This window comes from Luteimonas yanweni (assembly GCF_039548475.1).
Lineage (GTDB): Bacteria > Pseudomonadota > Gammaproteobacteria > Xanthomonadales > Xanthomonadaceae > Luteimonas.
Window position 1 is genome coordinate 555,029 of record NZ_JBCLVC010000008.1, and the last position, 24,970, is coordinate 579,998.

A 24,970-nucleotide genomic window follows, 5' to 3' on the forward strand; every position below is an offset into this window, starting at 1 on the left:
GTCGCGATGACGTGCCCGCCTGGCGGGGCCACCGGCGGCTCGCGCGAAATCTTCGCCGGAGTCAGGTGTGGAGGATTGCATTTCGCACCCCAAAAATGAGAAACCCCGTACCCGCCGCCGCACCCAGTGCGGCCCCGGCCACCACATCCCGGACGGTATGACGATGCAGCGCCAGGCGTGACCACGACACGATTGCCGCCAGCGCCAGCAGGGCCCCAGCGACCCATGCCAGGGGCCACGCCAGGAAGGCGGAGAACACGATGAAGCCGACGTGCAGCGACGCCTTGAACCAGGCCCGCAACAGGTGGCAGGCGCCGACCATGGCGGCTGCCATCGCGAAACCAGTGGAGACCTGCGCATCCTGCCCGGCAGCAAGCAAGGCCATCGCGGCGATCATGAGCGCGATGGCGAGCAGCGGGTTGAGCTGGCTGCGCTCACTGGGAACGGACGCATCGATATGGGCCCACTTCCCGGACCTCACCTGCGCGAAGCTGTACACCAGGGCGCCGACAGCGACTGCCAATGCCGCGAACAGGATGACCCCGACCGCTGCGGGCGTGGCATCCCGCCGGGCTGCAGCCAGCGTGATGGTTGCCGGGACCACGATCGCGGGGTGGCCGGCAATGGACACCGCACGCGCCACGATGGTCCGTGACGCCTGGCTGTCGAAACGTTCAGATGGGCGCATGAAGGAACGCTGGCCCACAGGCAGCTCGTGCTGTCGCAGGGGCCGTCGGAGCAGCGCGCCTGTGCAAAGACAGCCAGCGTCCGGAGCCGGCGAACAGCGCGGGCGATTCCTTGATCAGGTCAAGCGGGCTGGCCATGTCGCATGGATGTTAGCGCGGACTCGGGCTGATGGGTGTGGGCGGCAAGGTCCGGTTGCCGGGCGCTGGATTCTGCGCGTTCACGGAAGCCTTGCAGGCGCGCCAGCGAATCAGCGACCGGCGTGTTGATCGCCTCGATCGTCGACATCCAAGCTCGCCGCTGCGCCGGATCATCCAGCCGCCCCTGAACCACGAACACGCGCTCGCCTGCGGCCGCTCCGGGCGCAGCGCCAAGAAGCACATGGTCGACCGATTGCAGCCGATGCCCGGCCGCGAGCCCCGCCAGTGAGTGGGCCATGCGTTCGCGCTGGGCGTCGGTGAGTGGCAGCCCATCGACGGCGTCGAGCGCGCTGACGCGCCCCCGGATCCTGTCCAACAGGCCATCCTGCGCAGTCGATTGGACACCAGGTGGACCATCGACCACCGGCGGCGGAAGGGTCGGCTTGCCCAAGGTCAGGTCCAGCGCGTGGCGCCAGGTCGGGGCGTCGATATCACCGGACGGGTCAAGCCCATTGTCATGCTGGAACTGCAGCACGGCTCCTTGCATGGACAGGCGGTAGACGCCATCGACCGGGACCGCAGCATCGTGCACGGCACGATAGCCGCCGGCCACCAGGGCACGCTGCACAGCGGCCACCCGTGCACCCGCCTCACCGACGCGCTGTATCCCGTCGTCAACGACAGCGCGGGGCTCCACGCCTGCACGATGCTCCGCCTGCACCGGAAGGCGCCCCTCGACCAGGTCCAGCATGTAGTGGTCGAACTGCTGGTGATAGCGCGTGTCCATTTCGATATGGACGTGCTTGCCGGCGGTTCGCTGCAGGCCGAGATTGCTCTGCGTGCCCAGCGACTGGCCATAAACCACGTCCTCGCCTGCCTCCACGGCAATCGGACCAAGATGCCGGATACGCGCCAACAGGCGACCACCCGCGGGATCACAAATGTCGACGACGCCATTTGGCGCATCGACACGGCCAATGACGCCTGCCATTGGAGCGGGAACATCCACCCGCCGCGTGTTGGCGGCGGTCATGTCGTCGAGGATGAAGTCCTTGATCAGCAGGACCTGGTCGGGCTCGAGACTGCGGTATTTGTCAACGCGCTCGACCATCACCTCCTGGAACTCACCACCCACTACCGCGTATGCACGCGTGGTGATGTTCTCGGCACTTTTCGGCAAGCCTTCCACCAACGCTGCGTGATAATTCCGCTTCGGGTGATGCGTGAACAGGCTTTCGAGATCGTTCACTGCAGCGTTCGGAACAAAGGTCCCTGGTTCTGCCCTGCCGGATTGAGTGACTTGGTACGGGCTCGGATCTGACTGGGGCATCTGACTGTCCTTGTCGGTGCCATCGATTTATTTGCAGCGGATGTAGGTATACGACCGCTCACCGTTGGTAATCGTCATCACATCCTCGCGCAAGACGTAGATGTCTGCTTCGCCCTGGATTTCGGTCGGCGCAGCGTCCGAAATCGTCACCATTCGCCAGGTCGCTGGATCTTCCGCGATCTTCTGAACCGACTTCAGCGCGTCGTTGGTCTCATAACCACCAAGCGTCCGGGCCTCGATCAGGATCCGCATATCGCTGTCGGAGGGACCGTCGTCTATACAAGGCAAGGGATAGGCGTCCCAGACACCGAGGAGCTCGGCCGGGAAACGCAGTTCGACAGGTTCGGAATCGGCCGCTGCCGCAACCGGCAAGAGACACAGCAGGGACAAGGCGACCACGATGGTGCAAATACGCATGACGTCCTCCATGACATTCGACAGCGCTCCGAGCCTAGCATCGCCCACGGCCGGATTGAAGTCGGGGATGGCCGCAAGCGTTGGCGGTTCCCGTCCCGCAGCTTCGACAGGTGCGGTGCCGCTCTGTAGCGACATCGTCGGCCTGACCGCCCAGCACGGCTAGCGCCTGCGCAGCAGCCGCCCCGGGCGTTGTTTGTGTACTTCGCCGTCCTCAAGCGCGGGCTGGCCGTTCACCATCACCAGATCGAAGCCTTCGGCCATCGCGGTCGGGTTCACGTAATCAGCGCGCGCCCGCACGCGCGCCGGATCGAACAGCACCAGGTCGGCCTTTGCACCGGTGCGGATGGTGCCGCGATCGGCAAGCCCCAGGATCGAGGCCGGCAGCGAGGTCGCCCTGCGCACCGCTTCCTCCAGCGTGACGCGTGGCTGCCCGACCACGAAGTCCTCGATCCACTTGGCGAAGGTGCCCGCCCCGCGCGGGTGGCTGCCGCCCGGCGAGCCATCGCTCGCCACCGCCACCCGCGGATCCAGCAGCAGCCGGTCCTGCAGCGCCCGATCCATGACGAAGTGCGCGGCTTGGCCACCGCCGGGGCCGATGTCGAGCAGGACATCGGCGAACGGCATGTCGCGGGCTTCGGCCACCTGCAACAGCGTCTTGCCGGCGTGCGGGCCCTCGCCGAACAGCAAGGCCCCGGGGCCGCCGCGCTGCGTCATGCGCTGCTGCAGGTATGCGCGCAGTTCGTCGCGCCTCGCCGCCAGCACGGCGGCGTAGTCGCTCGGCGGCAGCGCCCATTCCGGGAACAGGATCGAGACCCCGGTGTAGCTGGCCTCGTAGGGATAGGCGTCGGCGGTCAGCGGCTGACCGGGCCCGCGCAGCGACTCAAGGAACGCGAGCAGTTCTTCCGCGGCGGCCTCGCCTTTGCCATAGACCATCTTGAGGTGCGAAACGTGGGCGCGCGCAGGGCCGGCGGCGGCGACCAGCTCGCGGATGGACGCACGCACGTCGTCGACGTCCTCGGAGCGCATATGGCTCATGGCCACGCCGTTGTAGCGGGCGATCACCGGGCCCAGGCCGGCGAGCTCGCGCTGTCCGGCATAGCGGCCGGGTACGTACTCGAGCCCCGTGGACATGCCGAAGGCACCGGCGCGCAGGTCGGCTTCAAGGATGGCCCGCATGCGCGCCAGCTGCGCGTCGGACGGTTGGCGCGTGCCGTCGTCGATGCCGGCGCGGCGGCGCAGCGTGCCGTGGCCGGACAGGGTGGCGATGTTGATGTCCGATGCCGCGCGCTCCACCGCGTCCATCCACGACGGCAGGCTGCCGGCATCGTGGCGCGTGCCCGGCAGCGCGGGACTGCCGCCGTCCTGGCCCAGCACCACGGTCGTCACGCCCATGGCGAGGAACGGCGTGAACGCGGTCTTGAGCGGATCGCCGTGCGTATGCAGGTCGATGAAGCCCGGCGCCAACACGCGGCCGCCGCCCTCGACCACCCGCAGGCCGCGCATGTCCGCGTCTGGCAGGCGGCCGATGTGGTCGATGCGATCGCCGCGAACCAGCACGTCGGTGCGCTGCCCCGGTGCGCCGCTGCCGTCGACCAGCAGCACGTCGCGCAGCACGTAACCCGGCGCCTGCCCGCCGGTTCCCGCGCGCAGGTGATGCAGCGGCAACATCGCGCAGGCAGCGCCCGCCGCCATTGCGCCCAGGAACTTCCGCCTGGAGTCTTTCGATGCACGAGTGCTCATGTCATCCCCGCCAGTTGGCATGCGTGCGCCAGAATTCCACGCTGCGCCGATAGGCCTCGCGGTCCACCGGCACGCCCGAGCCGCCCTCCTCCACGCCCAGCGCGTTGCGCATCATCGTGATCGGCGCCATCGGCGTTTCCTCGGGCTCCGCGGTGTACATGCAGCCGACGACACCCCAGTCGGCGTCGATCACCGTGCCTTCCTTTGCCAGCTGGTCACGGCTGTACAGGATGACGATCAGGTAGTCGGCCACCGGCGGCTCGAGGCCCTCGAACCAGCGCACCAGCACCGGCAGTTCGTCTCGGGTACGGGCCTCGTAGTCCGAGCGCAGCAGATGGCGGTTGGCGTCGGTGACGGGTACCGCCAGGCAGCGGGTCGACGTCCAATTGCGATGCACGTGCAGCTTGCAGAACGGCGCGTAGCCGTCAAGCACCTTGAGCGGCGGCACCGCGTTCAGATGCTGCTCGAACGCCTCGGGCGTCACATCCTGGATGGTGTTGCGGCGGCGTTCGCGGAACAGCCGGCTGCGTGCGAATCCGGTGAGGGCGACTGACATGGGGCGGCAGTCTAGCAGCGGTGCGTGCTGACGTAGCGGCGGCGGCCGCCGTCGATCGGATCATCGAATTCCAGCGCATGCGCGAAGAGCTGCAGCGCACGTGCCGGATCATCGGCACCGCGTTCGAGCAGCTGCGGATAGAAGGGATCGTTGTGGATCGGCGCGCCCAGCGCCGCCATGTGCACGCGCAGCTGGTGCTTGCGGCCGGTGACCGGCTGCAGGCGATAGCACCACGCTGCGGCACCGCGTTCGACCACATCGATATGCGTTTCGCTGTTGGCCTCGCCCGGCGCTTCACGCATGCGGAAGAACGGCTCGCCGCGTTCAAGCCGGCTGCGGTGTACGTGCGGGAACGCCAGCCCGGGCAGCGGCGGTGCCAGGGCCAGGTAGTCCTTGTTGATGCCGCGCTCGCGAAACAGCGCCTGGTAGCGGGCACGGCTGTCGCGGCGCGCGGAGAACAGCACCAGCCCCGCCGTGTCGCGGTCGATGCGGTGCAGCGGTACCAGGTCGGGATTGTCCAGGCGTTCGACCAGGCGGGTCAGCAGCGTCTCGCGCACATAGGCCCCGGTGGGCGCGACGGGCAGGAAGTGCGGCTTGTCCGCGACCACCAGATGCTCGTCGGCGTAAATCACGGACTCGCGAAACGGAATGGGCGCTTCGTCGGCCACTTCGCGGAAGTAGTAGACCTCCGCACCGGGCCGGCAGGCCGCACCGGCGCCAAGCGGGCGGCCATCGGCGTGCAGCACCATGCCGCGCGCGAAGCGCTGCCGCCAGGTGTCGCGATCAATCGCCGGGAAGCGTGCGCACAGCGCGTCCAGCACCGTGGCCCAGGGGCCTGGCGGCAACTGCAGGCGACTGGCGGGGATACCGTTGCGGACCGGGCGCGACATCTGGGTGCTGCGGCCGGTCAGGCCTGGAACACCGGCTCCAGCAGGCGGAACGTGCCGGCATCGGCGTCCATCTCGACCCGGCCGCCCACCGGCACGATGAACTGCTGCCGGATGTGCCCGATCATCGCGCCGCGATACGCGGGGATGCCCAGCGGCCTGATGTAATCGTCGAGGATCTGTCCCAGCGTCAGCGACCCGTAGCCGTCGCCCGGCTCGCAGTCGGTGCATTCGCCGAAGATGATTCCGGCGACCTTGTCCAGCGCGCCCATCAGCTTGAGCGTGCTGAACATGCGATCGACGCGATACGGCGCCTCGGACACGTCTTCCAGGAACAGGATCCGGCCGCTGAAGTCCGGCAGATAGGGCGAGCCGGCCAGGGCCGTCAGCACCGCCAGGTTGCCGCCGACCAGCTCGCCGCGGGCCTTGCCCCCGGCGATGGTGACGGTGCGGTTGCGGCGCTGCACCAGCTCGTCGCCGGCATCGGACACGTTGCGGTACTGCATCAGCTCACGGTCGAAGAACAGGCGCCTGAACTGGTCGGCATTGAAGCGGTTCCAGCTGCCGGAGCCGTTGGGCCCGTGGAACGTGACCAGGCCGGTCTGCGCGTGGATGGCATTGTGCAGCGCGGTGATGTCGGAATAGCCGAGCAGCACCTTGGGATTGGCGCGAATGGCGTCGTAGTCCAGCAGCGGCAACAGGCGCGCGGCCCCGGAGCCGCCGCGCACCGCGATGATCGCCTTGACCTCGCTGTCGGCGAACATCGCATTGAGGTCGCCGGCGCGCTCGTCGTCGGTGCCTGCCAGGTGGCCGCGCCGGGCCGCGTAGTGCGCCCCGGTCCGGACCTTGAAGCCAAGCGCTTCCATGACCTCCTGGGCCAACTGCAGGGTGAACCCGTCGTCGACCGGCGATGACGGGCTGACCAGGCCGACGGTGTCGCCGGCCCTGATCGCCATCGGCAGCAGGCGCCCGCCGGGGGCTGCCGCCATCGCCCCGCGGCCACCCGCCAGCGGAAGCAGCAAGGCCATCAATGCGGCGCGTTCGATGAATGTCCGTCTGTCCACGCTGTCCTCCGGTCAACTAACGCAGGGGCACCAGGCGGTGCGACGGGTCCTGGCAGACCACCAGGCGGCCCTCCCCGGCCGCGGCGCCCACCGCGCTCACGCGCATGCCCACGGCCAATTCCTCCATGTCCACGGACGGCGCCTGGCACAGGTTCCAGCGCGCCGGCAGCTGCACGGCCACGCGGCCGCGGTCAGCCGTGTCGACCTCGATCACGGCGTTGCCGTCGTAGGTCCATGGCCGGGTGTCGATGGAGGCGATCGCACCTTCGACCGAAACCGCCCCCGTCGCTGAGGATGTCGCCGGCACTGGAACACCGGCACAGCCGGCGCTGGCCAGGGCCAGGCCCAGCACCACGGGCATCATCGAACATCGCGGTCTGGACATGGTCACCTCGCTCTGATGGGGAATCACGGACGAAGGCGCGCGCGCAGCCGACCCTGACCCGTTATCGTAACGCCCGTCGCGACCACTCCGTACGAGGCACCAGCGTGAGCAAGCCAGCAACCGGGATCGACACCCATGTCGCTCCGGCGCAGTGCGAGAACTGCGCCGCGGAGCTGCATGGCGAGTTCTGCCACGCCTGCGGGCAGTCGGTGCACAACCCGATCCGGCACGCCGCGCACGCCGTGGAGGAATTCTTCGAGGCGTTCTGGCATCTCGACGGGCGCGTCTTCCGCACCTTGCGCGACCTGATGTCGCCCGGGCGGGTCGCGATCAACTACCTGGCCGGGCACCGCGCGCGCTACATCGCGCCGCTGCGGCTGTTCGTGATCCTGAGCCTGCTCACATTCTTCATCGGCGCGGCGGCGGTGCACGTGGAGGAAAGTCCGGTCAGCATCACCGGGCTCAGCGAGATCGCGGCAGCGAGCACGGTGGCCGAAGTCGAGAGCATCCGCGATCAGGCGGTCGCCGACATCGAACAAGCGCGAGCCGACGCCGGCAACGCGCCCGGAGTCGATCCCACACTGGTAGCGGCAGAGGTGCGGATACGCAGCGCCGCGGCCAATCGCGTGGTGGAATTGACCGGCAGGCCCGCAGCCGGAAGCACCGGTGACACCGCTCCGCAGTCCGAGCGCCGACGCATGCAGATCAACCTTTTCGGCCACAAGGGCGAATGGGACGCCAGGACCAACCCGCTGGTGATCGGCTGGTGGCCACAGTTCGCGAATGACTGGCTCAACCGCAAGGTCGGCAACCTTGAAAACAACATGCAGTCCTTCGACGGCGCCACCATCGACGCGTGGCTGCAGGGGGCAATGGCGGCGGCGCCCTCGGCGCTGTTCCTGCTGGTACCGGTGTTCGCGCTGCTGCTGAAGCTGGCCTATCTGTTCACGCGACGGCTGTACCTCGAACACCTGGTGGTGGCGCTCTACAGCCACAGTTTCCTGCTGATCATGCTGACGCTGGCCTTCCTGCTGTCGGCGCTCGACGGCCTGGTCACGTCCAGGCCGCTTGGAATCCTTCTCGACCTCGCGTTCGCCGCCGTGCTGCTGTGGATGCCGGTCTACCTGCTGCTGATGCAGAAGCGGGTCTACATGCAGGCGTGGTGGCTCACCGTGCTCAAGTACCTGGTGATCGGCAACATCTATTTCGTGATGCTGACGTTCGCCGCGGTGCTGGTGTTCCTGGCCAGGCTCACGTCGGCCTGACGCTCCACCCTGAAGTCGATCGGCTTGTAGCTGAAGTTGTTGGACTGTCCCGCCGAACACGCCGTCATCGCCACCACCAGCGGCATCTCCGCCCGCAGGCGCACGAAGTCGCCGGCGCGGCTCAGGGGCGGAAGCACGGCCACGGCACCGGTCTCGCCGTCCACCGTCACGTTCATGAAAATATTGAAGGCGACCGGAATGCGGTCGATGCCGATGCCATAGGGCTCGAGCGCGGCGGCCAGGTTGCCCTCGCAGCCGGGCCGGCCCTCGGCCTCGCCGTACAGGATCTCGAACATCCGCTTCGAACACGGCGTCAGGGTGAAATCGTGCCGCCCGCAGGTGTCCTCGATGATGGTGAACATCGGCTGGCTGCGGTTGGAATACAGCACGTCGCCGGTACTCAGCCAGAGCTTCGATGCGTAGTCGATCGAGCGGCCGGAGGACAGATACTCGGCAAGATCGTCACGGGCGAATGCCGTCAGGTCGCTGACCTGCTGGCCCATCGGGTCGATGACGATGAGCTCGTCGCCCGTCTCCAGTTCGATCGCGTGTCCCGAGCACGGCTGGATGCGCCGGGTCCTGGTCCCGGCGCTCAACGCGGCGCCCTCACGCGCATCGGACAGGTCCAGTCCGCCTCGACCTTGCGGCCGCTGTACTGCCGTGTTTCGGCCGCCATGCCGAAATCGGAGAGGTTGGGATTGATCGAGCCCTGCAGCGCGATATCGCGCTCGCGCGTGGCCGCCTGCATCTTCCGGTAGCGGCCATCGGCGCGCAGGCGCTCGAACTGGCGGTGGGAATTGAACACCAGCACGGGCCAGCCGAACCGGCGTGCGGTGCGCGACGCGCCCGGATGCAGTCCGATCAGGAAGAACGGATGCCCTGCCAGGCTGAGGCTGAAATTGGCGCTTTCCGGGTTGCGGCTGACGTCATCGGCCCAGCGCGCGCCGCGACGCACGTCAAGATCATGCAGACGCTGCAGCTGTGCCCACAACAGCGCCTCGAAACGACGCTCGTCGGTATCGCGCGGCCCATCGAACACGGCCACGAACGAGTGGACCGTGGATTCCTCGGGATCCGTGGCGTCCAGCATCGCGGCGAAGGCGCTGAGCCCATCCAGCAGCGGCGCGTCGTTGGCACGATCGCCGAGCGGCCCGAATTCATGCGCCTGTATCGCATCGCGCGCCAGCGCGGCCTTGGAACCGACGCAGGGGAACGAAGCACCGCCGACGTGCTCAAGGAATGCGGCAGCGAGAGGGCGGCCGTCGCCTTCAGGTGTTCGCGGGCAGCGGGCAGCTGCCGGCGAACCGTTTGCATCTGTGTAACGTCGCGCAGCGGCGAGGGAATTCATCGGTCGGGGTGCTCCTGTCAGCGGGCGTCGTGGCCGGATCCGGCCATGACGCAACGCTACAGACCCGCCCGGCAACGCCGCGTGCAGGCCGGCCCCTGCGCTGCCGCAGGGCCGCACCCGCGGAAGGGGCCCGTCGCTGCTGCGAGCGACGGGCCGGCCTCGCTCAGAACCTGACTTCGGCGCCCAGCATCAGCGTGTCGGCGCTGTTGATGTTTTCGTAGTCGTAGCCATAGCCGTCGAAATAGGCGTAGCTGGTATAGACCACGTTGAGGTTGAAGTGGCGGTTGAAGTCCACGCCCAGGCCCACGCCGACGTAGCCGCCGTCCGCATCGGCATAGCCCGCTTCTTCGGCGTTGAAGTAGCCCGCGCGAACAAGCGCATACACCGGGCTGGTACGGCCGAAGTTGAAGCGTGCATTCGCACCGATGCTGGCGTAGTCGACCTTGGCATAGGGCACGCCGCGGTCGGTGGTGTTGTCCAGCTTGCCGCCGGCCACTTCGATGCCTACCAGCGTCACCGCGCCGGCCTGCCAGCGGTAGCCGGCATTCACCATGCGCGCGGACTGGTCGATATCGTCATACACCCAGCCCTTGCCACCCTGCACGCCGATGAAGAAGCCGCCGCGGCCTTCCTCATACGAGACACCGGCGGGGGCTGCCGGAGCGTAGGGCTGCGGCGTCGCGTAGGGCTGGGCCTGTGCAGCGGGCTGCGCCTGGACAGACTGCTGCCCGCTCGCCTGCGGCGCATGCTGGTGGGCGGCCGGCGGCGGCACGCGCTTGGCGGGATCCAGCTCACGCGGCTGCGGCGGCGCATTCTGCAGCGGCTTGCTCTGCGCGTGGACGGTGGTGGATGCCAGAACGGCGCTTGCGATCACGGCGGCCAGTGCGGCCGTCGACAGGGTCTTGCTCATGTGTCCTCCTTGATGGACATGACCGGCGCGCTCCTGCGCACCTTCGATCCGGAAGACGGTGAGCAGGTTGCGTGCCACACCTGGAGGCGCTGCGGACGGAGGGATGGAGCCGGCCGGTCGTGCCATCCACGGCGAATGGTGACGCCACGCGTCGCAAGCGGCCCAGCGCCCGGCGCCTGTTGCCCGTTGCCTGTTGCCCTACCATGCGGCGTCGTGCCCGTCCCGGAGTTCACCCCATGCGCCGCGTCCCCGCCCTGTCGTTGCTGTTCGTGCTGGCCACGCTTCTGCTGCCGTCGCCTGCCCGCGCCGCCCCTGCGATGCCGCCACCGCCTGCGTGGCTGGACGACCTGGACACGCTCTACGACAGCCGCATCCGCGTGGCTGGACTCGACGACCGCAGGTTCTCGCCGGAGCAGTGGTGGGACGTCGCCATGCCGCTGGCCTCCGGCGCGGCCGGCTTCCGGACCGAGGCCCTTGGCACCAGCGTGGAAGGCCGGCCGCTGCGCCACGTGTCATGGGGAAATGGCGACACCCGCGTGCTGCTGTGGTCGCAGATGCACGGCGACGAAAGCACCGCCTCGATGGCGCTTGCCGACCTGCTCCATTTCCTCGGCGGCCAGCCGGCGCACCCGCTGGTGCAGCGCCTGCGCGAACGCACCGCGCTGCACGTGTTCCCACTGGTGAACCCCGATGGCGCGGCCCGCTTCCAGCGTCGCAACGCGCAGGGGATCGACATCAACCGCGACGCACGCGCACTCGCCAGCCCGGAGGCTCGCGCCCTGCATGCACTGCGCGAGCAGGTGAAGCCCGCATACGGCTTCAACCTGCACGACCAGCAGGTCGGCTACCGCGCCGGCGACTCCGACCGCGGCACCGCCATCGCGCTGCTCGCGCCCGCCTTCAACGCCTCCCGCGACGTCGACGCCAACCGCGCCCGCGCCATCGAAGTGACCGTCGCCATCCGCGCTGTGCTCGAGCCCTACATTTCCGGCCATATTGCCAAATGGGACGACACCTTCAACCCGCGCGCCTTCGGCGACCTGACGGCAGCGTCAGGCGTATCCACCGTACTGATCGAATCCGGCGGCATCGAAGGCGACCTGCAGAAACAGCAGCTGCGCAAGCTGAACTTCCTCGCCCTGGTCGGCGCGCTCGACGCCATCGCCACCGGCGCGCATGCCGGCCTGCCGCGCGAACGCTATGACGAGCTGCCCGAGAACGGCAGGGTCTGGCCGGACCTGCTGGTCACGGGTGGCACGCTGGCGCTGCCCGGCCAGCCGCAGGCGCGGATGGACCTGCTGGTGGACTTCCAACAGCCGCTCCTCGAGCGCGGCGGCACCATCTCGGATATCGGCGACCTGGGCGAAGTGCGGGCGCGGCGGACCATCGATGCCTCAGGGCTGTACATCGTGCCGTTCAACCCGCCGGGCGAGACCGGGGGCGAGGCGCACTGGATCCTGGCCCCGGACACGCCGGCGTACTTCCACCTCAGCCGCGACCCGGCGGGCCGCGACGTGGTCTGGACGCTGGCGGGCGACGTGGATGCGGCCGGTCCCTGAGCCCAGCGCCGCCCTACTCGCGGAACAGCGGGACCAGGCTCTCGCGCGACAGCGGCACGAACACGTGGCTGCGCTCGCCAAAGCGCAGCGTCACCTCATAGCGGTCCGGTTGCTGCCACAGGGCGTCGTCGATGGCGGCCCTGGCGCCGGTATCGCGGTGGGCGACCGACACCTGCAGCGCCGGGGCGCCGGCCTGCTCGTTGCGGCGCAGGAACGCGATCACTTCATCGCGCTGCGCCTGTGCATCGGATGCCTCGCGCACCCGCTCCCATGCACTGTCGAACTCACTGGCTGTGGTCATGCTGCCTCCGGCTGCCTGGTTCCCGCAGGCTAGCAGCAGGGCCAGTGCGCAGGTGAGTGCGATCGATTTCATGCGTTGCGTCCGCGACGTGCGTCAGGTGTTGTCCTCCACCCAGTCCTCAACGAGGTCAAGGTGGCGGTCGCGCACTTCCATGCCCGAGTTCATGATGCTGTTGTCGTCGCCTTCGTGTTCGTGCCCCTCGTGGTATTCATCGGGCAGGCCGATCATGTGGCCGAACTCATGCGCGGTGCCGACCTGCGGCATGTCCGCGCCCTTGTTCACGGCGCGGTTGTCCTCGCTGTCGAGGTGCGAGATGTTGCCCGGGCCGACCGAGCTACGATGGAAGTCTCCATCGGGGATCCGCAGCACGTTGATGTTGTAGTTCTCGCTCGGGTCCATCACGTCGCGGAAGCGGCCCATGAACCCGCTTTCCTGCTCGCTGACGTCAAGCTTCACGTCCAGGGTGACGTCCATGCCGTCATCGGTGGTGAAGGTGCGCCCGCTCCATGCCTTCTCGACCTCGGCCACGTAGTCGTCCATGAAGGCCTGTTTTTCTTCGGGGGTCCAGTTCAGACCGTCCGCCCCATCCTCGAAGTTGAATTCGATCTTCATGTGCAGCTCGAGCGTGTAGCTGCCGTCCGACTCGCGGTAGAGGTGCAGCTCGTATGCATCGCGATGCCCGCCGACGTCGACGCTGTCCTCGGTCGCCACGAGCTCGCGCTCACCGGACGCTCCGCCCTTACCACCAAACCGCTCCGGGCCCAGGGCATCGGCGACGGCCTTGCCGGCCTCGCGGACCGTGTCGAACATGCGCTCCACGCCGTCAGCCACCGGCGCGCGCTGCAAGGTGGTCTGCATCGCGTCCGGACGCCAGTTCGCCGCCTCGAGAGCGGCGTGGGAGATGCGGCTGGAAAGGTCGACGAAGGTCATGGCGGGCCACGCGGGTAAGGGGGTGACCCGAAACTAGGGGTGACCGGAGGGGCGGACAATCCGGGGCCGACCCTAGCCCGCCCTGATCCTCATTCGCTTTGCGCAGCCTCTTCCGGGCCCTCGTAGATCCCCACCAGCACGCCCTTGTCCACCACGTGGTCCCGCATCGCTCCGAGCAGGGCATCACGGCCTGCACCGGGTTCGACCTCGAGCATGGTGTCCAACGCGAAGACCTGGACGTGATAGCGGTGGATGCCGGTTCCAGCCGGCGGCCTGGGCCCGAAATAGCCGACCGATCCGCGGTCGTTGGTCCCCTGCAGCATGCCGTCCGGCTCGGCCAGGCGTGGATCAGCCGTGAGCCCTTCCGGTAGCGAGGTCACGCCAGCCGGGATATTCCACGCCAGCCAGTGCAGATAGGGCTCGGGCCTGTCGGCGTCGGGATCCTCCATCAGCAGCGCATATGATTTCGCGCCCGCTACCGGCTGCCAGGACAGCGGCGGCGAGACGTCGTCGCCGTACGCGCTGTAGCGGAGCGGGATCGGCTGGCCGTCGACGAACGCCTGCGATTGCAGCGCCAGGGCGGCGGCAGAGGCTGTACGGGTTTCCGCCCGGTCGAAGGCAACCGGAGATTCACCGGCGCCGCAGGCTGCGAAGGTTGTCGCGACAAGCGCGAGCGTGATCATGAAGATGTTGCGCTGGAGCAGGGCAGCCATGGCGTGATCCTCTGGAGATGCAGGTTTGGCACGGAGCCATGGTGTCCGGATGCGGGCAGGCTGTCGAGACACCGGTTGAGCCGCGAACCTGAACCCGCCCACGGCCCGGAATGCCGCGGCTGGCGCATACTGCACACGCCGACTGCAGCCGCAGCCCAGCGCCAACGCGTCGAGGAGACCGAGATGAGCAAGGGACTGGACAAGAAGAAGGAACAGAAGAAGAAGCCGCTCAAGACCATGAAGGAAAAGAAGGCCGAGAAGCGCGACAAGAACGCGTCCAAGCCATTCGCACCGGCGTGAGCATGCGTCGCCCGACAGACGAAAAAAGGCCCGGCATTGCCCGGGCCTTTTTTCATTGGCGGGCCAATGCCACTGGCGCCGCTGGCCCGGCGCGCGCTTACGGCAGCAGCGCGGTCCATTCCGCGGTGGCGAACTTCTCCCGCGCCAGCGCCTCGGCGCGCGCCAGCTCGTCCGCATGCAGCACGTCCGCCACCATGCCACCGTGGCGGCTACGGAAGGTTTCGATCATGTGTTCGATCACGGCGCTGCGCGGCAGGCCGGTTTGCCGGCGCAGCGGATCGACGCGCTTCAGCGCGCTGGTCGTCCCTTTGTCGGACAGCTTCTCGCGGCCGATGCGCAGCACGTCGAGCATCCTGTTCGCATCGATGTCGTAGGCCATGGTGACGTGGTGCAGCACCGCCCCGCGGCGCCGGGTCTGCGCCGCACCGGCGATCTTGCCGTCGCTTGAGGTGATGTCGTTCAGCGGCTGGTACCAGGCCTTGACCCCCAGGCCGGCAAGCGCCTCGATCACCCACTGGTCCATGTGCGCATAGGCCTGCTCGAAGGTCATGCCCGCCACCAGCGTGTCCGGCGCGACGATCGAGTAGGTGATGGTATTGCCCGGCTCGATGAACATCGCACCGCCGCCGCTGATCCGGCGCACCACCTGGATGCCGTGGCGATGCGCGGCCTCGGCGTCGACCTCGTTGCGCAGCGACTGGAAGCGGCCCATCACTACCGCGGACCCGCCCCACTCCCATATCCGCAGCGTCGGCGGGCGGCGCCCGGCGGCCACGTCGTCCAGCATCACATCGTCCAGCGCCATGTGCAGCGCGGGCGCCTGCGGCCCGACATGGATCAGGTGCCAGGCATGGTCCTCCCAGCCGGTGCGCTCCGACCCGTTCAAGACGCGCCGCCTTCGCCTGCATCCACAGCGGCATCCGTGGCCATGGAATCCAGCGCGCGGCGCACCGCGATCGCGACGCCCTCGGCCGTGATGCCGAACAGCTGCGGTTCCGGGCCCAGCGCTCTGGTCACCGCGGCGACAAGCGTCGCCTCGCCGGCATCGACGGGCTGGCCCTCGAGGGCCGCATCGATGTCGTCCAGCGCGCTGGCGGGCTCCAGGAAGAAGTCACCGCTGACCTGGACCGCCGTCATCCGGTCGTCGACGATGGCCAGATCCACCACCACCAGCTTGCCGCCGGGGACCTTGTATTCGCCGTGCGCGGTGCTGTCTGTCTTGTCCATGCGCGCAGTCTATCCAAACTGCCGGCGACCACAGCAGCCAGCCGGCAAATCGAACGGGCCGAACACCGCAAACCGGGGAGGCCGCGAAGGGCCAGGCGGTACACTGCAGTTCCTGTTTCCGCGGCACTGATCCATGTCCGATCCGATCCGCCTGGCCAAACGCGTCACCGACCTCGCCCGCTGCTCGCGCACCGACGCCGAGCAGTACATCAAGGGTGGCTGGGTCTCGGTCGACGGGCGCGTGATCGAGGATCCGGCATATCCCGTGTCGACCGAGGCCGTCGAAATCGATGCCGCTGCACGGCTGGAAGCCGTCGAACCGGCCACCATCCTGCTGCACAAGCCGGTGGGCTACGACACGATCAGCGGCCTGCAGCCGGCGACCGACCTCGTGTGTCCCGAAACGCGCTGGTCCGAAGATCCCTCGGGCGTGCGCCTGCTGCAGCGGCACTTCCACCGCCTGACGCCGCTGGTGCCGCTGGATGCCGAGGCCAGCGGCCTGATGGTGCTCACCCAGGACGGCCGCGTGTGGCGCCGGCTGACCGAGGACCGGGACGAAATCGAGCAGGAATACGTGGTCGAGGTGAGCGGCGAGATCGCGCCCTATGGCCTGCAGAAGCTCAACCACGGCCTGTCCTATGGCGGCCGGGCGCTGCCGCCATGCAAGGTCAGCTGGCAGAACGAGATCCGCCTGCGCTTCGCCCTGAAGGGCGTACAGGGCGGGCAGCTGCGCGACGTATGCGCACAGGTCGGCCTGGAGGTGGTCGCGATCCGGCGCATCCGCATCGGCAAGGTGCCGCTGGCGAAGATGCCGGTCGGCTGCTGGCGCTACCTGCCGGTCGGTGAGCGGTTCTGAGTCCTGGACACCCGGCATAGCCGCCCTTTTTGTGGGAGCGGCTGTTTTTGTGGGAGCGGCTATAGCCGCGATGGCGGCTCGCTATTCGCGGCTATAGCCGCTCCCACAAAGGCAGCGGTACCTGGCTCAAGCACACACTCTTTCGTGCTGGAGCCCTCACCGGCGATGGCGTATCAATGGCCATCCCGCCCCAGAGGAGCCATGACGATGCGCCACACCGGCATTTCCAGCTCGATCCTCGACGCCATCGGCGATACGCCCCTGCTCGAGATCGATGGCGTTTTCGCAAAGCTCGAATTCATGAATCCCTCCGGCTCGATCAAGGCGCGCATCGCCTGGTACATGGTCGAGAAGGCCGAACAGCAGGGCTTGCTCAAACCCGGCGACACGATTGTCGAAGCCACCAGCGGCAACACCGGCAACGCGCTGTCGATGGTTGCCGCCGTGAAGGGCTACAGGATGCTGGTGGTGATGCCCGAGGGGCTGTCGAACGAGCGCGTGGCGATCTCGCGCGCCTACGGCGCCGAAGTGAAGTTCGTCGGCCACTTCCACGTCAATGGCGCGCTGGATGAGGCCAAGCGCCTGGGCGCGCTGCCGGGGTACTTCGCGCCCAGCCAGTTCGAGTCGGAATACAACGTCGAGGAGAACCGGGAGATCCTGGGCCCGGAAATCCTGGCGCAGCTGCAGGGCCGTGTGCCGGATGCGCTGGTGATGGGCGTGGGCACCGGCGGCACCCTGATCGGCGTCGGCCAGGCGTTCCGCGCGGTCAATCCGAAGGTGCGGCTGTTCGCGATGGAACCTTCGGAATCGCAGACCATCCTCTGCGGCGAGATCAGCACGCACCATATCGAAGGCATCTCCGACGGCTTCGTGCCCGGGATCTTCGACCGGCATTCCGAACTCGTGGACTCGACGCTGTCGGTCTCCAGCGAGGATGCCATCGCCGAGATGCGCCAGCTGGCGCGCAGGCACGGCTTGCTCTGCGGCCCGAGCTCGGGCGCCCACCTGCTTGCGGCGCGGCGCGTACGCGAGCAGCATCCCGGGTTCGCCACCGTCGTGACCCTGTTCTGCGACGAGGGCGAGAAGTACCTGCAGGAACACTTCAGCCAGCCGGCGCCGGACGTCGTCGGCGACGCGTTCAACTGATCACCCATCCGGGCCACACATGCGGACATTCGTACTCAGGGCGCGCGCGGCGCCCACCGACAGCCAGGCCCTGCTGGCCTCGGTCGGCCAGGCCGCGCACACCGAAATCCTGGCGCACACGCTGATGAACGCCATCTTCGTGGCCCAGTCGCACCGGCCGGACGTGGTCGTGTACCTGGTGCTGGAAAGCACGCAGGATTTTTCGCGCACCATCCGCTTCGAAGCCAATGCCATGACCGACATCGGCGGCTTCAACGAACGTGCGCTGCTGGGCAAGGTCGCGGCCGCGCTGGACGCGTCCAGGGGAATGGGCAAGGAAGAAACGCGACCAGTGGAGCCCGGCGTCACCGTGCAGACGCTGAGCTTCGAGCGCCTGGTGCAGGCGCTGTCCGCGGACCACCAGCTCTACATCATGGACAGGAAGGGCGCGCCGATCCGCGAGCAGGCCTTCGAGGACAACCCCTGCTTCCTGCTGACCGACCACATCCCGATGCCGAAGAAGGCCCTGCCGGGCCTCGAGCGCATGGGCGCGAAGAAGATCACCCTGGGCCGCACGATGCTGTTCGCCTCGCAGTGCGTCGTGCTGATCCACCACGAACTCGACCAGCACTGAGGTCCGGTCAGGCGCCGCGCACGCGCAGCGTCAGCCCCTTCAGGAAATTGCGCAGCAGCTGGTCCCCGCAGGTGCGGAAGTTCTTGTGCCCCGGCTGGCGGAACAGGGCCGACAGCTCCGGCTTGGAGACCGGGAAGCCCGCATCCGCGAACACCTGGTGCATGTCCACGTCCTTCAGCTCGAAGGCCACCCGCAGCTTCTTCAGCACCACGTTGTTGCTGATGCGCTTCTCCACCGGCCGCGACGGCACGCTTTCGTCCCTGCCGCGCAGATGCACGATCAGCCCGTCCAGGAAATGTGCCAGCACGGTATCGCTGCAGGCCAGGTAGCCGGGTTCGTCCTCTTTCAGCAGGAATGCGCGCGCATCGTCCTTCTCGATGACGAACGCGGGATCGGCCAGCTGGGCGATCTCGACCACTTTGTTGTCGCTCAGGTCGAGCATGTAGCGGATGCTGCGCAGGACGTCGTTGTTGATCATGGGTCCATCATGCGACCAGGGGGCCTGCAATTCTACCGGTGCCGGCGCCCTGCCTACCTGATCGAGCGCTCAACGATGATGCGTTCCGCCAGCCACCGGTTGTTTCCCACCCGACGCGCCTGGACCCGCACCAGGTCACCGCGCTCCAGATCCTCCGGGCGATAGCGGCGACCCCGGTATTCGACCGTGGTGCGGCCGTCGTAGGCCAGCTGCACGCTGTCGCCGTACCGGTCGCCGTCAAGGCGGATCAGCCGCGACCGCGTGTCGACAAGGGCGACCGGGCCGCGCAGGTCATTGCCGTAGTCGTCGCCGTAGTCGTCGCCGTAGCCATTGCCGTAACCGTCTCCGTAGTCGCGTCCGTATCCGCGCTCACGGACGTTGCGCACGACCTCGATCGAACGCGCCCAGAGGTCGCGTCCTGACTCCGTGACATCCATCCGGATCACGTCGCCACGCTCCAGTCCTTCCACCGCGCTCTCGCGCCCCTGGTAAAACAGGCGCGTGCGCTGGTCGTAACGCACCTCCGCCTGTTGCATGCGGCCACTGCGCGGATCGTCGACACGCAGGAGAATGCGCTTGTAGCCGCGATCAACGCTGTCGACGACGCCCTGCAACTGGCCACCGTACTGCGCCGGATAACCCCGGTCCGGTTGCCCATAGTCGCCGGGATAGCTGCCACTGCCATAGCCGCCCGTGCTGGCGCAGCCGGCGAGCAGCAGCACGCTGGTGGCGAGCAGCATTGCAATGCCGCGGATCGTGTGGCGCATCAGATGCTCCCAGGGTCGTTGGAACGTGTCATATGCCTCCAGCGTCCGTGAACACAGGATCAGTGGCCGATGACGCCACGACGTCCGGAGCGTCCGCACTCCGAAAAGAAGCGCAGCATCTGTGCCGAGGCGTCGGGCCCTTGTGGATCGGTGTAGCTGCCACCCGCATCGCCGCCGGACCAGGCGTGGCCGGCGCCGTGGACAACCCAGTGTTCGGCCGCGATGCGGCCATCGGACGTGCGGTGCACGGTGCGGGTCGAGCTGCGCCCGCCGGGCCTGGTGTCGCGCTCGACAGTGCTGGACGTGGGATCGCCCGCTGTCCCGCTACCGCTACCGTCGCGGCTGCCGCTGCCGCCGCCATTGCCGAGGCTCTGCTCCACCACCCCCTGGCCGTTGCCCGGGTGTACCGTCGTATCGCTGTCGCCATGGAACACGATCGCAGGCACGGCAGCCGCGCCAGCAGCACGTGGATGCGAACACCGTCCACCCCCTTTGCGCATCGCTGCGAACGCCGACGGCATGTCGTTCGCCAGTCCGACCGGAAGGCCCGAGTGCACGCCGATGGCCGCGAAGACATCGGGATGCGTGCCGGCCAGCACCGCGGCCATCGCACCACCGGCGGACAGGCCGGCCACATATACGCGACGGGCGTCGAGCCCGTAGGTGGCCACCAGCTGCCGGGTCAGTGCGGCCAGGATCGCGGGCTCACCCTGCCCGCGCTGCTGGTCGCTGCCGCGGAACCAGTTCCAGCAGCGGTTCGGGTTGCGCTCGACCGACTGCGCGGGCCAGGCGACTACGTAGCCCTGCTCGTCCGCGAGCATGTTCATGCGCGTCCCGCGGGAAAAATCCTCGGGCGTTTGCGTGCAGCCGTGCAGCATGAGCAACAAGGGCGCGTCGGTGGTATCGAGGCCTCGTGGAATGTGCAGCAGATAATCCACCTCGCCGGCGTCACAGGAAAAGCGGTGGCGCGCACCGCTGGCACCGGTGCGCCCAAGCGGCGCCTTGGCTGCAGGTGCCTCGGCTGCAGGTGCCCTGGCAGGGGGCGCCTTGGCAGCCGGCGCCTCCGCTGGTCGCGACTTGCCGGCGTTGACCACCCGGAACTCGCCCTCGATGTACGGACTACCTGTGTCATCGCCACGCGCGTCGTGCGCGCGTGGTGCGGGTGCAGGGTCGGCCTTGCCACCGAGCGCATGCTGGATGGTCCGTGTCGCGGCTTGCAGATTGCCGGCCTGCATCAGGCGCATCGCCTGGCGCATGCTGTCGTTGCGAGGGTTCATGGGTGTCCTGTCAGTGGATGCGGCCGGCCAGCGCGGCCTTGACCTTCGGGCTTGCCTGGAGCACGCCAAGCACGGTGACCGACTCGATCGCCTCCAACGCCAGTTCCGGGGTGACGTCTCCGGCGATACGCACCAGGCCCAGGGCCTGGATCCGCAGGCGCTCGCCGGCATCGCGCGCGGCCTCGAGCTCGCGGCGACCGTAGTCCTGCAGTCCCATCACCAGGGTGCGGCGGGCGACGGTGTGCCGCAGCACGTCTCCATGCGCGGTGAGCTGGTTGCGGATGGCGGTGCGGATCAGGTCGGTGCGGTTGGAATAGAAGCCTTCCTGCACCAGCAGGTCGATCTGGCCCAGGTCGACGACTCCGAGGTTGATGGTGATTTTCTCGCTGTCTGCGGTGGTACGGGCACGCGGGTCGGCGGTCACGGGATCGCATCCGGGGAAGGCGGGCGCCATCCTAACACCATCCATATGGATGGTGATGGCCTGCGTCCGGTCCGGATTCGCCAGGGAGCCGTCCACATCGCGCCGGCCGTCCACCCTGGGATCCGGTGTACCTTGCTCCGCCCTGATACCTGGCTCCGACCACGCCGCGCCCATGAAGCCCACGCCACCCGTCCATGCACGCCCGGCCAAGGCGCGTGCCCACCCCGCGCTGCACCCGCGCAACCGGCACCAGGGCCATTACGACTTCGCACGCCTGATGGCGGCGTGCCCTGCCCTGTCCCCACACCTGGTGACCACCCCGCGCGGCGACAGCAGCATCGACTTCAGCGACCCCGCCGCGGTACGCGAACTCAACCGCGCCATCCTCCGCTGTGACTACGGCGTCGCCCACTGGGACCTGCCCGACGGCGCGCTTTGTCCGCCGATTCCCGGGCGCGCCGACTACCTGCACGGACTCGCCGACCTGCTCGCAGAATCCTGCAACGGCGCGATCCCGCGCGGCATGACGATCCGCGTGCTGGATGTCGGCGTCGGCGCCAGCTGCATCTATCCGCTGCTGGGACATGCCGAGTACGGCTGGCGCTTCGTCGGCTCCGACATCGACGCCACATCGCTGCAGGTCGCAGCGACCATCGTCCGCGCGAACAGGCTCGACAAGGCGATCGCACTGCGGCACCAGCCGCGGCCCGGCCACGTGTTCCGCGGCGTGGTGCGCGAGGAAGACCGCTTCGACCTGACCATGTGCAATCCACCCTTCCACGCATCCGCCCGCGAGGCTGCAAGCGCCAACCAGCGCAAGCTGCGCCAGCTCGGCGCGGCCTCGGCGCCTGCTTCGCGAGCGACGCCGGCAGCAACGCAAGCGCAAGCGCAAGCGTCCAACTTCGGCGGCCACGCCCACGAACTGTGGTGCCGGGGTGGCGAACCGGAATTCCTGCGCCGGATGGTCCGCGAAAGCGCCGAGTTCCAGCATCAGGTGCGCTGGTTCAGCAGCCTCGTCGCCCGGTCGGAGCACCTGCCGGCTCTGCGCAGGCAACTGCACCAGGTTGAAGCCGCCGCGGTCCGCGAAATGCCCATGGCCCAGGGCAGCAAGCAGAGCCGCTTCGTCGCCTGGACGTTCCAACGCACTCCCCCGGACAGCTGAGGGAGCGGCAAAGGACGCAACGCTCCGGGCGAGCCGCTGAAGCCGGCGGTTGCCGGCTGATCCATCGCACGCCGGGTCGTGCTTTGAGCGATGATGGCGGCACTCCGCCTGAATTGCCGTCCGCAACGTGCCCTCTTCCAATGCACCACAGCGTCGCGGCCTTGGCCGCAGGCCCTCGATCACCCGCGAGGACCTGATCGCGGCGGCGCTTGCGCTTCTTGGTCCCAACCGCAGCGTGTCCACCCTCGGCCTTCGCGAGGTCACCCGCGAGGCCGGGATCGCGCCCAACAGCTTCTATCGCCACTTCCGCGACATCGACGAGCTGGCGGTCACCCTCATCGATCGCGCCGGCAGTTCGCTGCGTACGATCATCGGCCAGGCACGCCACCGCGCAAGCACCGGGCACGGCGTCGTTCGCAGCTCCGTGGAAGCGTTCTTCGACCGGCTGCGCGCCGACGACAAATTCCTGAACCTGCTGCTGCGCGAAGGCCTGGCCGGATCGGACGCCTACAAGCAGGCGGTGGACGCGCAGCTCCGTTTCTTCGAAGAAGAGCTGCACGTGGATCTCATCCGGCTTGCCGAAGCCACCGGCATCCCGCTGCACGCACCGGAGCTGGTGGCGCGTGCGATCACCCGCCTGGTGTTCGCCGTGGGCGCCAGCGCGATGGACCTTCCGCCCGAACGCGACGCGGAACAGATCGACGAGCTGACGTCGATGGTCAAGATGATCGTTATCGGTGCGCGCGGGATGCACGCCAGCGCGAGTACCGGTGCTTCCGCAAGCGCCGGTTGATCCCCGGACGCAACAGCGCCGGACCTTCATCCGGCGCTGTCGTCTTGCCGCCACCCCGACGCAGTGGCGACCGGGGCCCTGTGGCCTCTACTGCGCGCTGCAGGTCGGCGCGTAGGTCCAGCCCGACCAGTCGTTGCAGCGACCGGAGCTGACCGAGTAGGGCTGTCCCCGCACCGCCCTGACCTGGACCGAAGAATCGTCATGGCAGTTGTGGCGCCCGCCCATCGCGACCGCCCAGTAGCCCGTGGAACAGGTGTGCCCACCCGCATCCGACCGGCGCGAGGGCACGCGGTAGTAGGTCAGGCGCGGACCGGTGAACGTGCACTTGTGGGTCATGGGGCTGGACCCGGCGCAGGTGCCGTGGTTGCAGTAGCTGGTCCAGCCCTGGTGGGTCTTCACGCTGGAGGTCGCGCTGTTGTAGCGCCACTTGCCCACCCGGGTGCCCGAATGCTCGGCGATGACGACGAAGGGCTTGCGCCACACCTGGATGTAGGTCTGGTACCGCCCACCGGCCGCGCGCGTGACATCCCGCTCTGTTGTCGCCTGGTCACGCACGGGCAGCAGATGCGTGGCCAGGCCCTGCGCCAGGCGCTGCAACGAAGCCTGTTCGTCTTCCTGGCTGAGTGCCACGCCTTCGCTCCTGGCGCCGTAGGCCAGCGCATTCAAGGCCGATGCCGCGCGGCCGAAGTCGGCGGCCAGCGCGCTGTGCTCGCGGCGATTGTCGAGTTCCATGGCCTCCGACCAGCCCTTGGGGATCGTATCGCCACCCAGCTCGGTCGCCATGACATAGCCATCGCCCGCCTTGACCATCGAATAGGTGTCGAAGCGACCCATGCGGCCCTCGGCATCGGGTTCGTCGGCGACGAACTGCTGCGAAGCCCGCAGCTCGATGCCGTTGCCGAGGTTGGCCACCAGTGCGCCGTCCGTCTGCCGGTCAAGCGCGACGTACCTTGCCGATTGCAGATAGAAGTCGGACACCTGCGCGGCATCGGGCGCGGCGTATGTCATGACGTCCACGTTCGCGCGCAGCGGGTAGCCCGACGCGCCTGCCGCCTGCCTGGCCACCGCCGCCAACGCGGCCTTCTCGGCCGCCAGCGAGGCATGCAGGTCGGACGCCCCCAGGGCGTCGCCCAACCCGGAGAGCATCCCGGTATAGGCGGAACCGTCCGCTGCCGTGAACTCGCCGGCCTGCGGCGCCCAGTGCTTCGCATACGGCTCGCCGCCCAGCGCCAGGGTGCGCGCTTCCGCGTCGATGACGCGAACGCTCAATGCGCCGGGCGCACCGGTCTTCTCGTCAAGCACCCTGCGCGCTTCGAAATACAGCTCGGTGCCGTTGACGTTGTAAACGCCAACCAGGCCCAGTTCCGGATCCGCCAGGAAGAACTTGACGTTCCCCTCCGGAGATCCGGTGTTGACGCTGCCGGCCGTCCCCACGTTGCCGGCGGCGGCGGTACCGGCCAGGGCCATGCCCGTGGCCAGCGTGATGCAGATTGCGATCCTGCCAATGCGATTCATGTCTGTTTCCCCGAGAGTGTGTTGTTGGACCACTGGAACGCGGACAACCAAGCAGCAACTCGACGCGAGCTTCCCGACATGCCCCGGACTGGCGACCCGCATGGGGGTTCCGGACAGCTCATGCACGACTGTACACAAACTATACATATGTGCATTTTGCATTGCAGCAGACGTGGGAGACGC

The 24,970-nt window shown here is 68.0% G+C and carries 28 protein-coding genes; 7 read left to right on the forward strand and 21 right to left on the reverse strand.

The window, feature by feature from the left end:
• Positions 1–61: 61 nt before the first annotated feature.
• The 8 genes from WCE39_RS06570 to WCE39_RS06605 form a co-directional block, all read right to left on the reverse strand.
• Positions 62–706 carry a phosphoesterase gene (locus WCE39_RS06570; RefSeq protein WP_343275866.1) on the reverse strand — a complete coding sequence of 215 codons (645 nt, stop codon included), beginning with the start codon at positions 704–706 and terminating at the stop codon, positions 62–64.
• Positions 707–807: 101 nt separating this feature from the next.
• The gene (locus WCE39_RS06575) at positions 808–2,073 is read right to left on the reverse strand and encodes a peptidoglycan-binding domain-containing protein (protein ID WP_343275867.1); all 1,266 of its coding nucleotides are present in this window, start codon (positions 2,071–2,073) and stop codon (positions 808–810) included.
• A gap of 108 nt (positions 2,074–2,181) precedes the next feature.
• Positions 2,182–2,706, reverse strand: coding sequence for a hypothetical protein (locus tag WCE39_RS06580; protein WP_343275868.1), 525 nt, complete (start codon positions 2,704–2,706; stop codon positions 2,182–2,184).
• A gap of 24 nt (positions 2,707–2,730) precedes the next feature.
• Positions 2,731–4,311, reverse strand: a complete 1,581-nt coding sequence (locus WCE39_RS06585; protein ID WP_343275869.1) for an N-acyl-D-amino-acid deacylase family protein — start codon at positions 4,309–4,311, stop codon at positions 2,731–2,733.
• Between the two features lies 1 nt (position 4,312).
• Positions 4,313–4,867 (reverse strand): DUF3228 family protein, encoded by a 555-nt coding sequence (locus tag WCE39_RS06590; protein WP_343275870.1) that lies wholly within the window; start codon positions 4,865–4,867, stop codon positions 4,313–4,315.
• An 11-nt stretch (positions 4,868–4,878) separates the two neighbouring features.
• The gene (locus tag WCE39_RS06595) at positions 4,879–5,757 is read right to left on the reverse strand and encodes a pseudouridine synthase (protein ID WP_343275871.1); all 879 of its coding nucleotides are present in this window, start codon (positions 5,755–5,757) and stop codon (positions 4,879–4,881) included.
• 17 nt (positions 5,758–5,774) lie between these two features.
• The gene (locus WCE39_RS06600; RefSeq protein ID WP_343275872.1) at positions 5,775–6,818 is read right to left on the reverse strand and encodes a S66 peptidase family protein; all 1,044 of its coding nucleotides are present in this window, start codon (positions 6,816–6,818) and stop codon (positions 5,775–5,777) included.
• 16 nt (positions 6,819–6,834) lie between these two features.
• The gene (locus WCE39_RS06605; protein WP_343275873.1) at positions 6,835–7,203 is read right to left on the reverse strand and encodes a hypothetical protein; all 369 of its coding nucleotides are present in this window, start codon (positions 7,201–7,203) and stop codon (positions 6,835–6,837) included.
• A 104-nt stretch (positions 7,204–7,307) separates the two neighbouring features.
• On the opposite strand from WCE39_RS06605, the gene WCE39_RS06610 reads away from it, so the two are divergent.
• Positions 7,308–8,468 (forward strand): DUF3667 domain-containing protein, encoded by a 1,161-nt coding sequence (locus WCE39_RS06610; RefSeq protein ID WP_343275874.1) that lies wholly within the window; start codon positions 7,308–7,310, stop codon positions 8,466–8,468.
• On the opposite strand, the gene WCE39_RS06615 is transcribed toward WCE39_RS06610, so the two are convergent.
• From WCE39_RS06615 to WCE39_RS06625, 3 genes are all read right to left on the reverse strand, one after another.
• The gene (locus WCE39_RS06615) at positions 8,405–9,064 is read right to left on the reverse strand and encodes an urea carboxylase-associated family protein (protein ID WP_343275875.1); all 660 of its coding nucleotides are present in this window, start codon (positions 9,062–9,064) and stop codon (positions 8,405–8,407) included. The genes WCE39_RS06610 and WCE39_RS06615 overlap by 64 nt on opposite strands.
• Positions 9,061–9,816 carry a guanitoxin biosynthesis heme-dependent pre-guanitoxin N-hydroxylase GntA gene (gene gntA, locus WCE39_RS06620; protein ID WP_343275876.1) on the reverse strand — a complete coding sequence of 252 codons (756 nt, stop codon included), beginning with the start codon at positions 9,814–9,816 and terminating at the stop codon, positions 9,061–9,063. Before gntA ends, WCE39_RS06615 begins: the two co-directional genes overlap by 4 nt.
• Positions 9,817–9,979: 163 nt before the next feature.
• The gene (locus WCE39_RS06625) at positions 9,980–10,726 is read right to left on the reverse strand and encodes an outer membrane protein (protein ID WP_343275877.1); all 747 of its coding nucleotides are present in this window, start codon (positions 10,724–10,726) and stop codon (positions 9,980–9,982) included.
• A 236-nt stretch (positions 10,727–10,962) separates the two neighbouring features.
• Here WCE39_RS06625 and WCE39_RS06630 point away from each other — a divergent pair, with 236 nt between their 5' ends.
• Entirely contained in the window at positions 10,963–12,285 is a 1,323-nt protein-coding gene (locus WCE39_RS06630; RefSeq protein WP_343275878.1) for a M14 family zinc carboxypeptidase, read from the forward strand.
• 13 nt (positions 12,286–12,298) lie between these two features.
• Here the strand turns inward: WCE39_RS06630 and WCE39_RS06635 are convergent, their stop codons facing one another.
• The 5 genes from WCE39_RS06635 to WCE39_RS06655 form a co-directional block, all read right to left on the reverse strand.
• Positions 12,299–12,586, reverse strand: coding sequence for a hypothetical protein (locus tag WCE39_RS06635; RefSeq protein ID WP_343275879.1), 288 nt, complete (start codon positions 12,584–12,586; stop codon positions 12,299–12,301).
• Between the two features lie 93 nt (positions 12,587–12,679).
• Complete coding sequence (locus tag WCE39_RS06640; protein WP_343275880.1) at positions 12,680–13,516, reverse strand: hypothetical protein; 837 nt, start codon at positions 13,514–13,516, stop codon at positions 12,680–12,682.
• An 89-nt stretch (positions 13,517–13,605) separates the two neighbouring features.
• Positions 13,606–14,229, reverse strand: a complete 624-nt coding sequence (locus tag WCE39_RS06645; protein WP_343275881.1) for a YbhB/YbcL family Raf kinase inhibitor-like protein — start codon at positions 14,227–14,229, stop codon at positions 13,606–13,608.
• Between the two features lie 397 nt (positions 14,230–14,626).
• Positions 14,627–15,415 carry a lipoate--protein ligase family protein gene (locus WCE39_RS06650; RefSeq protein ID WP_343275882.1) on the reverse strand — a complete coding sequence of 263 codons (789 nt, stop codon included), beginning with the start codon at positions 15,413–15,415 and terminating at the stop codon, positions 14,627–14,629.
• Complete coding sequence (locus WCE39_RS06655) at positions 15,412–15,756, reverse strand: biotin--protein ligase (protein WP_343275883.1); 345 nt, start codon at positions 15,754–15,756, stop codon at positions 15,412–15,414. The genes WCE39_RS06650 and WCE39_RS06655 overlap by 4 nt, the downstream gene beginning before the upstream one ends.
• 133 nt (positions 15,757–15,889) lie before the next feature.
• Between WCE39_RS06655 and WCE39_RS06660 the strand changes: the two genes are divergently transcribed.
• From WCE39_RS06660 to trmY, 3 genes are all read left to right on the forward strand, one after another.
• The gene (locus WCE39_RS06660) at positions 15,890–16,612 is read left to right on the forward strand and encodes an rRNA pseudouridine synthase (protein WP_343275884.1); all 723 of its coding nucleotides are present in this window, start codon (positions 15,890–15,892) and stop codon (positions 16,610–16,612) included.
• A gap of 201 nt (positions 16,613–16,813) precedes the next feature.
• Positions 16,814–17,758, forward strand: a complete 945-nt coding sequence (locus WCE39_RS06665; protein WP_343275885.1) for a PLP-dependent cysteine synthase family protein — start codon at positions 16,814–16,816, stop codon at positions 17,756–17,758.
• Positions 17,759–17,777: 19 nt separating this feature from the next.
• Entirely contained in the window at positions 17,778–18,371 is a 594-nt protein-coding gene (gene trmY / locus WCE39_RS06670) for a tRNA (pseudouridine(54)-N(1))-methyltransferase TrmY (protein ID WP_343275886.1), read from the forward strand.
• Positions 18,372–18,378: 7 nt separating this feature from the next.
• Here trmY and WCE39_RS06675 read toward each other — a convergent pair whose 3' ends face one another.
• From WCE39_RS06675 to WCE39_RS06690, 4 genes are read right to left on the reverse strand one after another with little or no spacing between them, the layout of a single operon-like run.
• Positions 18,379–18,849 carry a YehS family protein gene (locus tag WCE39_RS06675; protein WP_343275887.1) on the reverse strand — a complete coding sequence of 157 codons (471 nt, stop codon included), beginning with the start codon at positions 18,847–18,849 and terminating at the stop codon, positions 18,379–18,381.
• Positions 18,850–18,902: 53 nt separating this feature from the next.
• Positions 18,903–19,616 carry a DUF5666 domain-containing protein gene (locus WCE39_RS06680; RefSeq protein ID WP_343275888.1) on the reverse strand — a complete coding sequence of 238 codons (714 nt, stop codon included), beginning with the start codon at positions 19,614–19,616 and terminating at the stop codon, positions 18,903–18,905.
• Between the two features lie 59 nt (positions 19,617–19,675).
• Positions 19,676–20,893 (reverse strand): extracellular catalytic domain type 1 short-chain-length polyhydroxyalkanoate depolymerase, encoded by a 1,218-nt coding sequence (locus WCE39_RS06685; protein WP_343275889.1) that lies wholly within the window; start codon positions 20,891–20,893, stop codon positions 19,676–19,678.
• Positions 20,894–20,903: 10 nt separating this feature from the next.
• Positions 20,904–21,317, reverse strand: coding sequence for a hypothetical protein (locus WCE39_RS06690; RefSeq protein ID WP_343275890.1), 414 nt, complete (start codon positions 21,315–21,317; stop codon positions 20,904–20,906).
• 172 nt (positions 21,318–21,489) lie between these two features.
• Here WCE39_RS06690 and rlmF point away from each other — a divergent pair, with 172 nt between their 5' ends.
• Entirely contained in the window at positions 21,490–22,479 is a 990-nt protein-coding gene (rlmF, locus tag WCE39_RS06695) for a 23S rRNA (adenine(1618)-N(6))-methyltransferase RlmF (protein WP_343275891.1), read from the forward strand.
• A gap of 127 nt (positions 22,480–22,606) precedes the next feature.
• A complete protein-coding gene (gene fabR / locus WCE39_RS06700) occupies positions 22,607–23,272 on the forward strand; it encodes an HTH-type transcriptional repressor FabR (protein WP_343275892.1) in 666 nt (221 codons plus the stop codon).
• Between the two features lie 87 nt (positions 23,273–23,359).
• On the opposite strand, the gene WCE39_RS06705 is transcribed toward fabR, so the two are convergent.
• Positions 23,360–24,787, reverse strand: a complete 1,428-nt coding sequence (locus tag WCE39_RS06705) for a hypothetical protein (RefSeq protein ID WP_343275893.1) — start codon at positions 24,785–24,787, stop codon at positions 23,360–23,362.
• Positions 24,788–24,970: the final 183 nt, after the last annotated feature.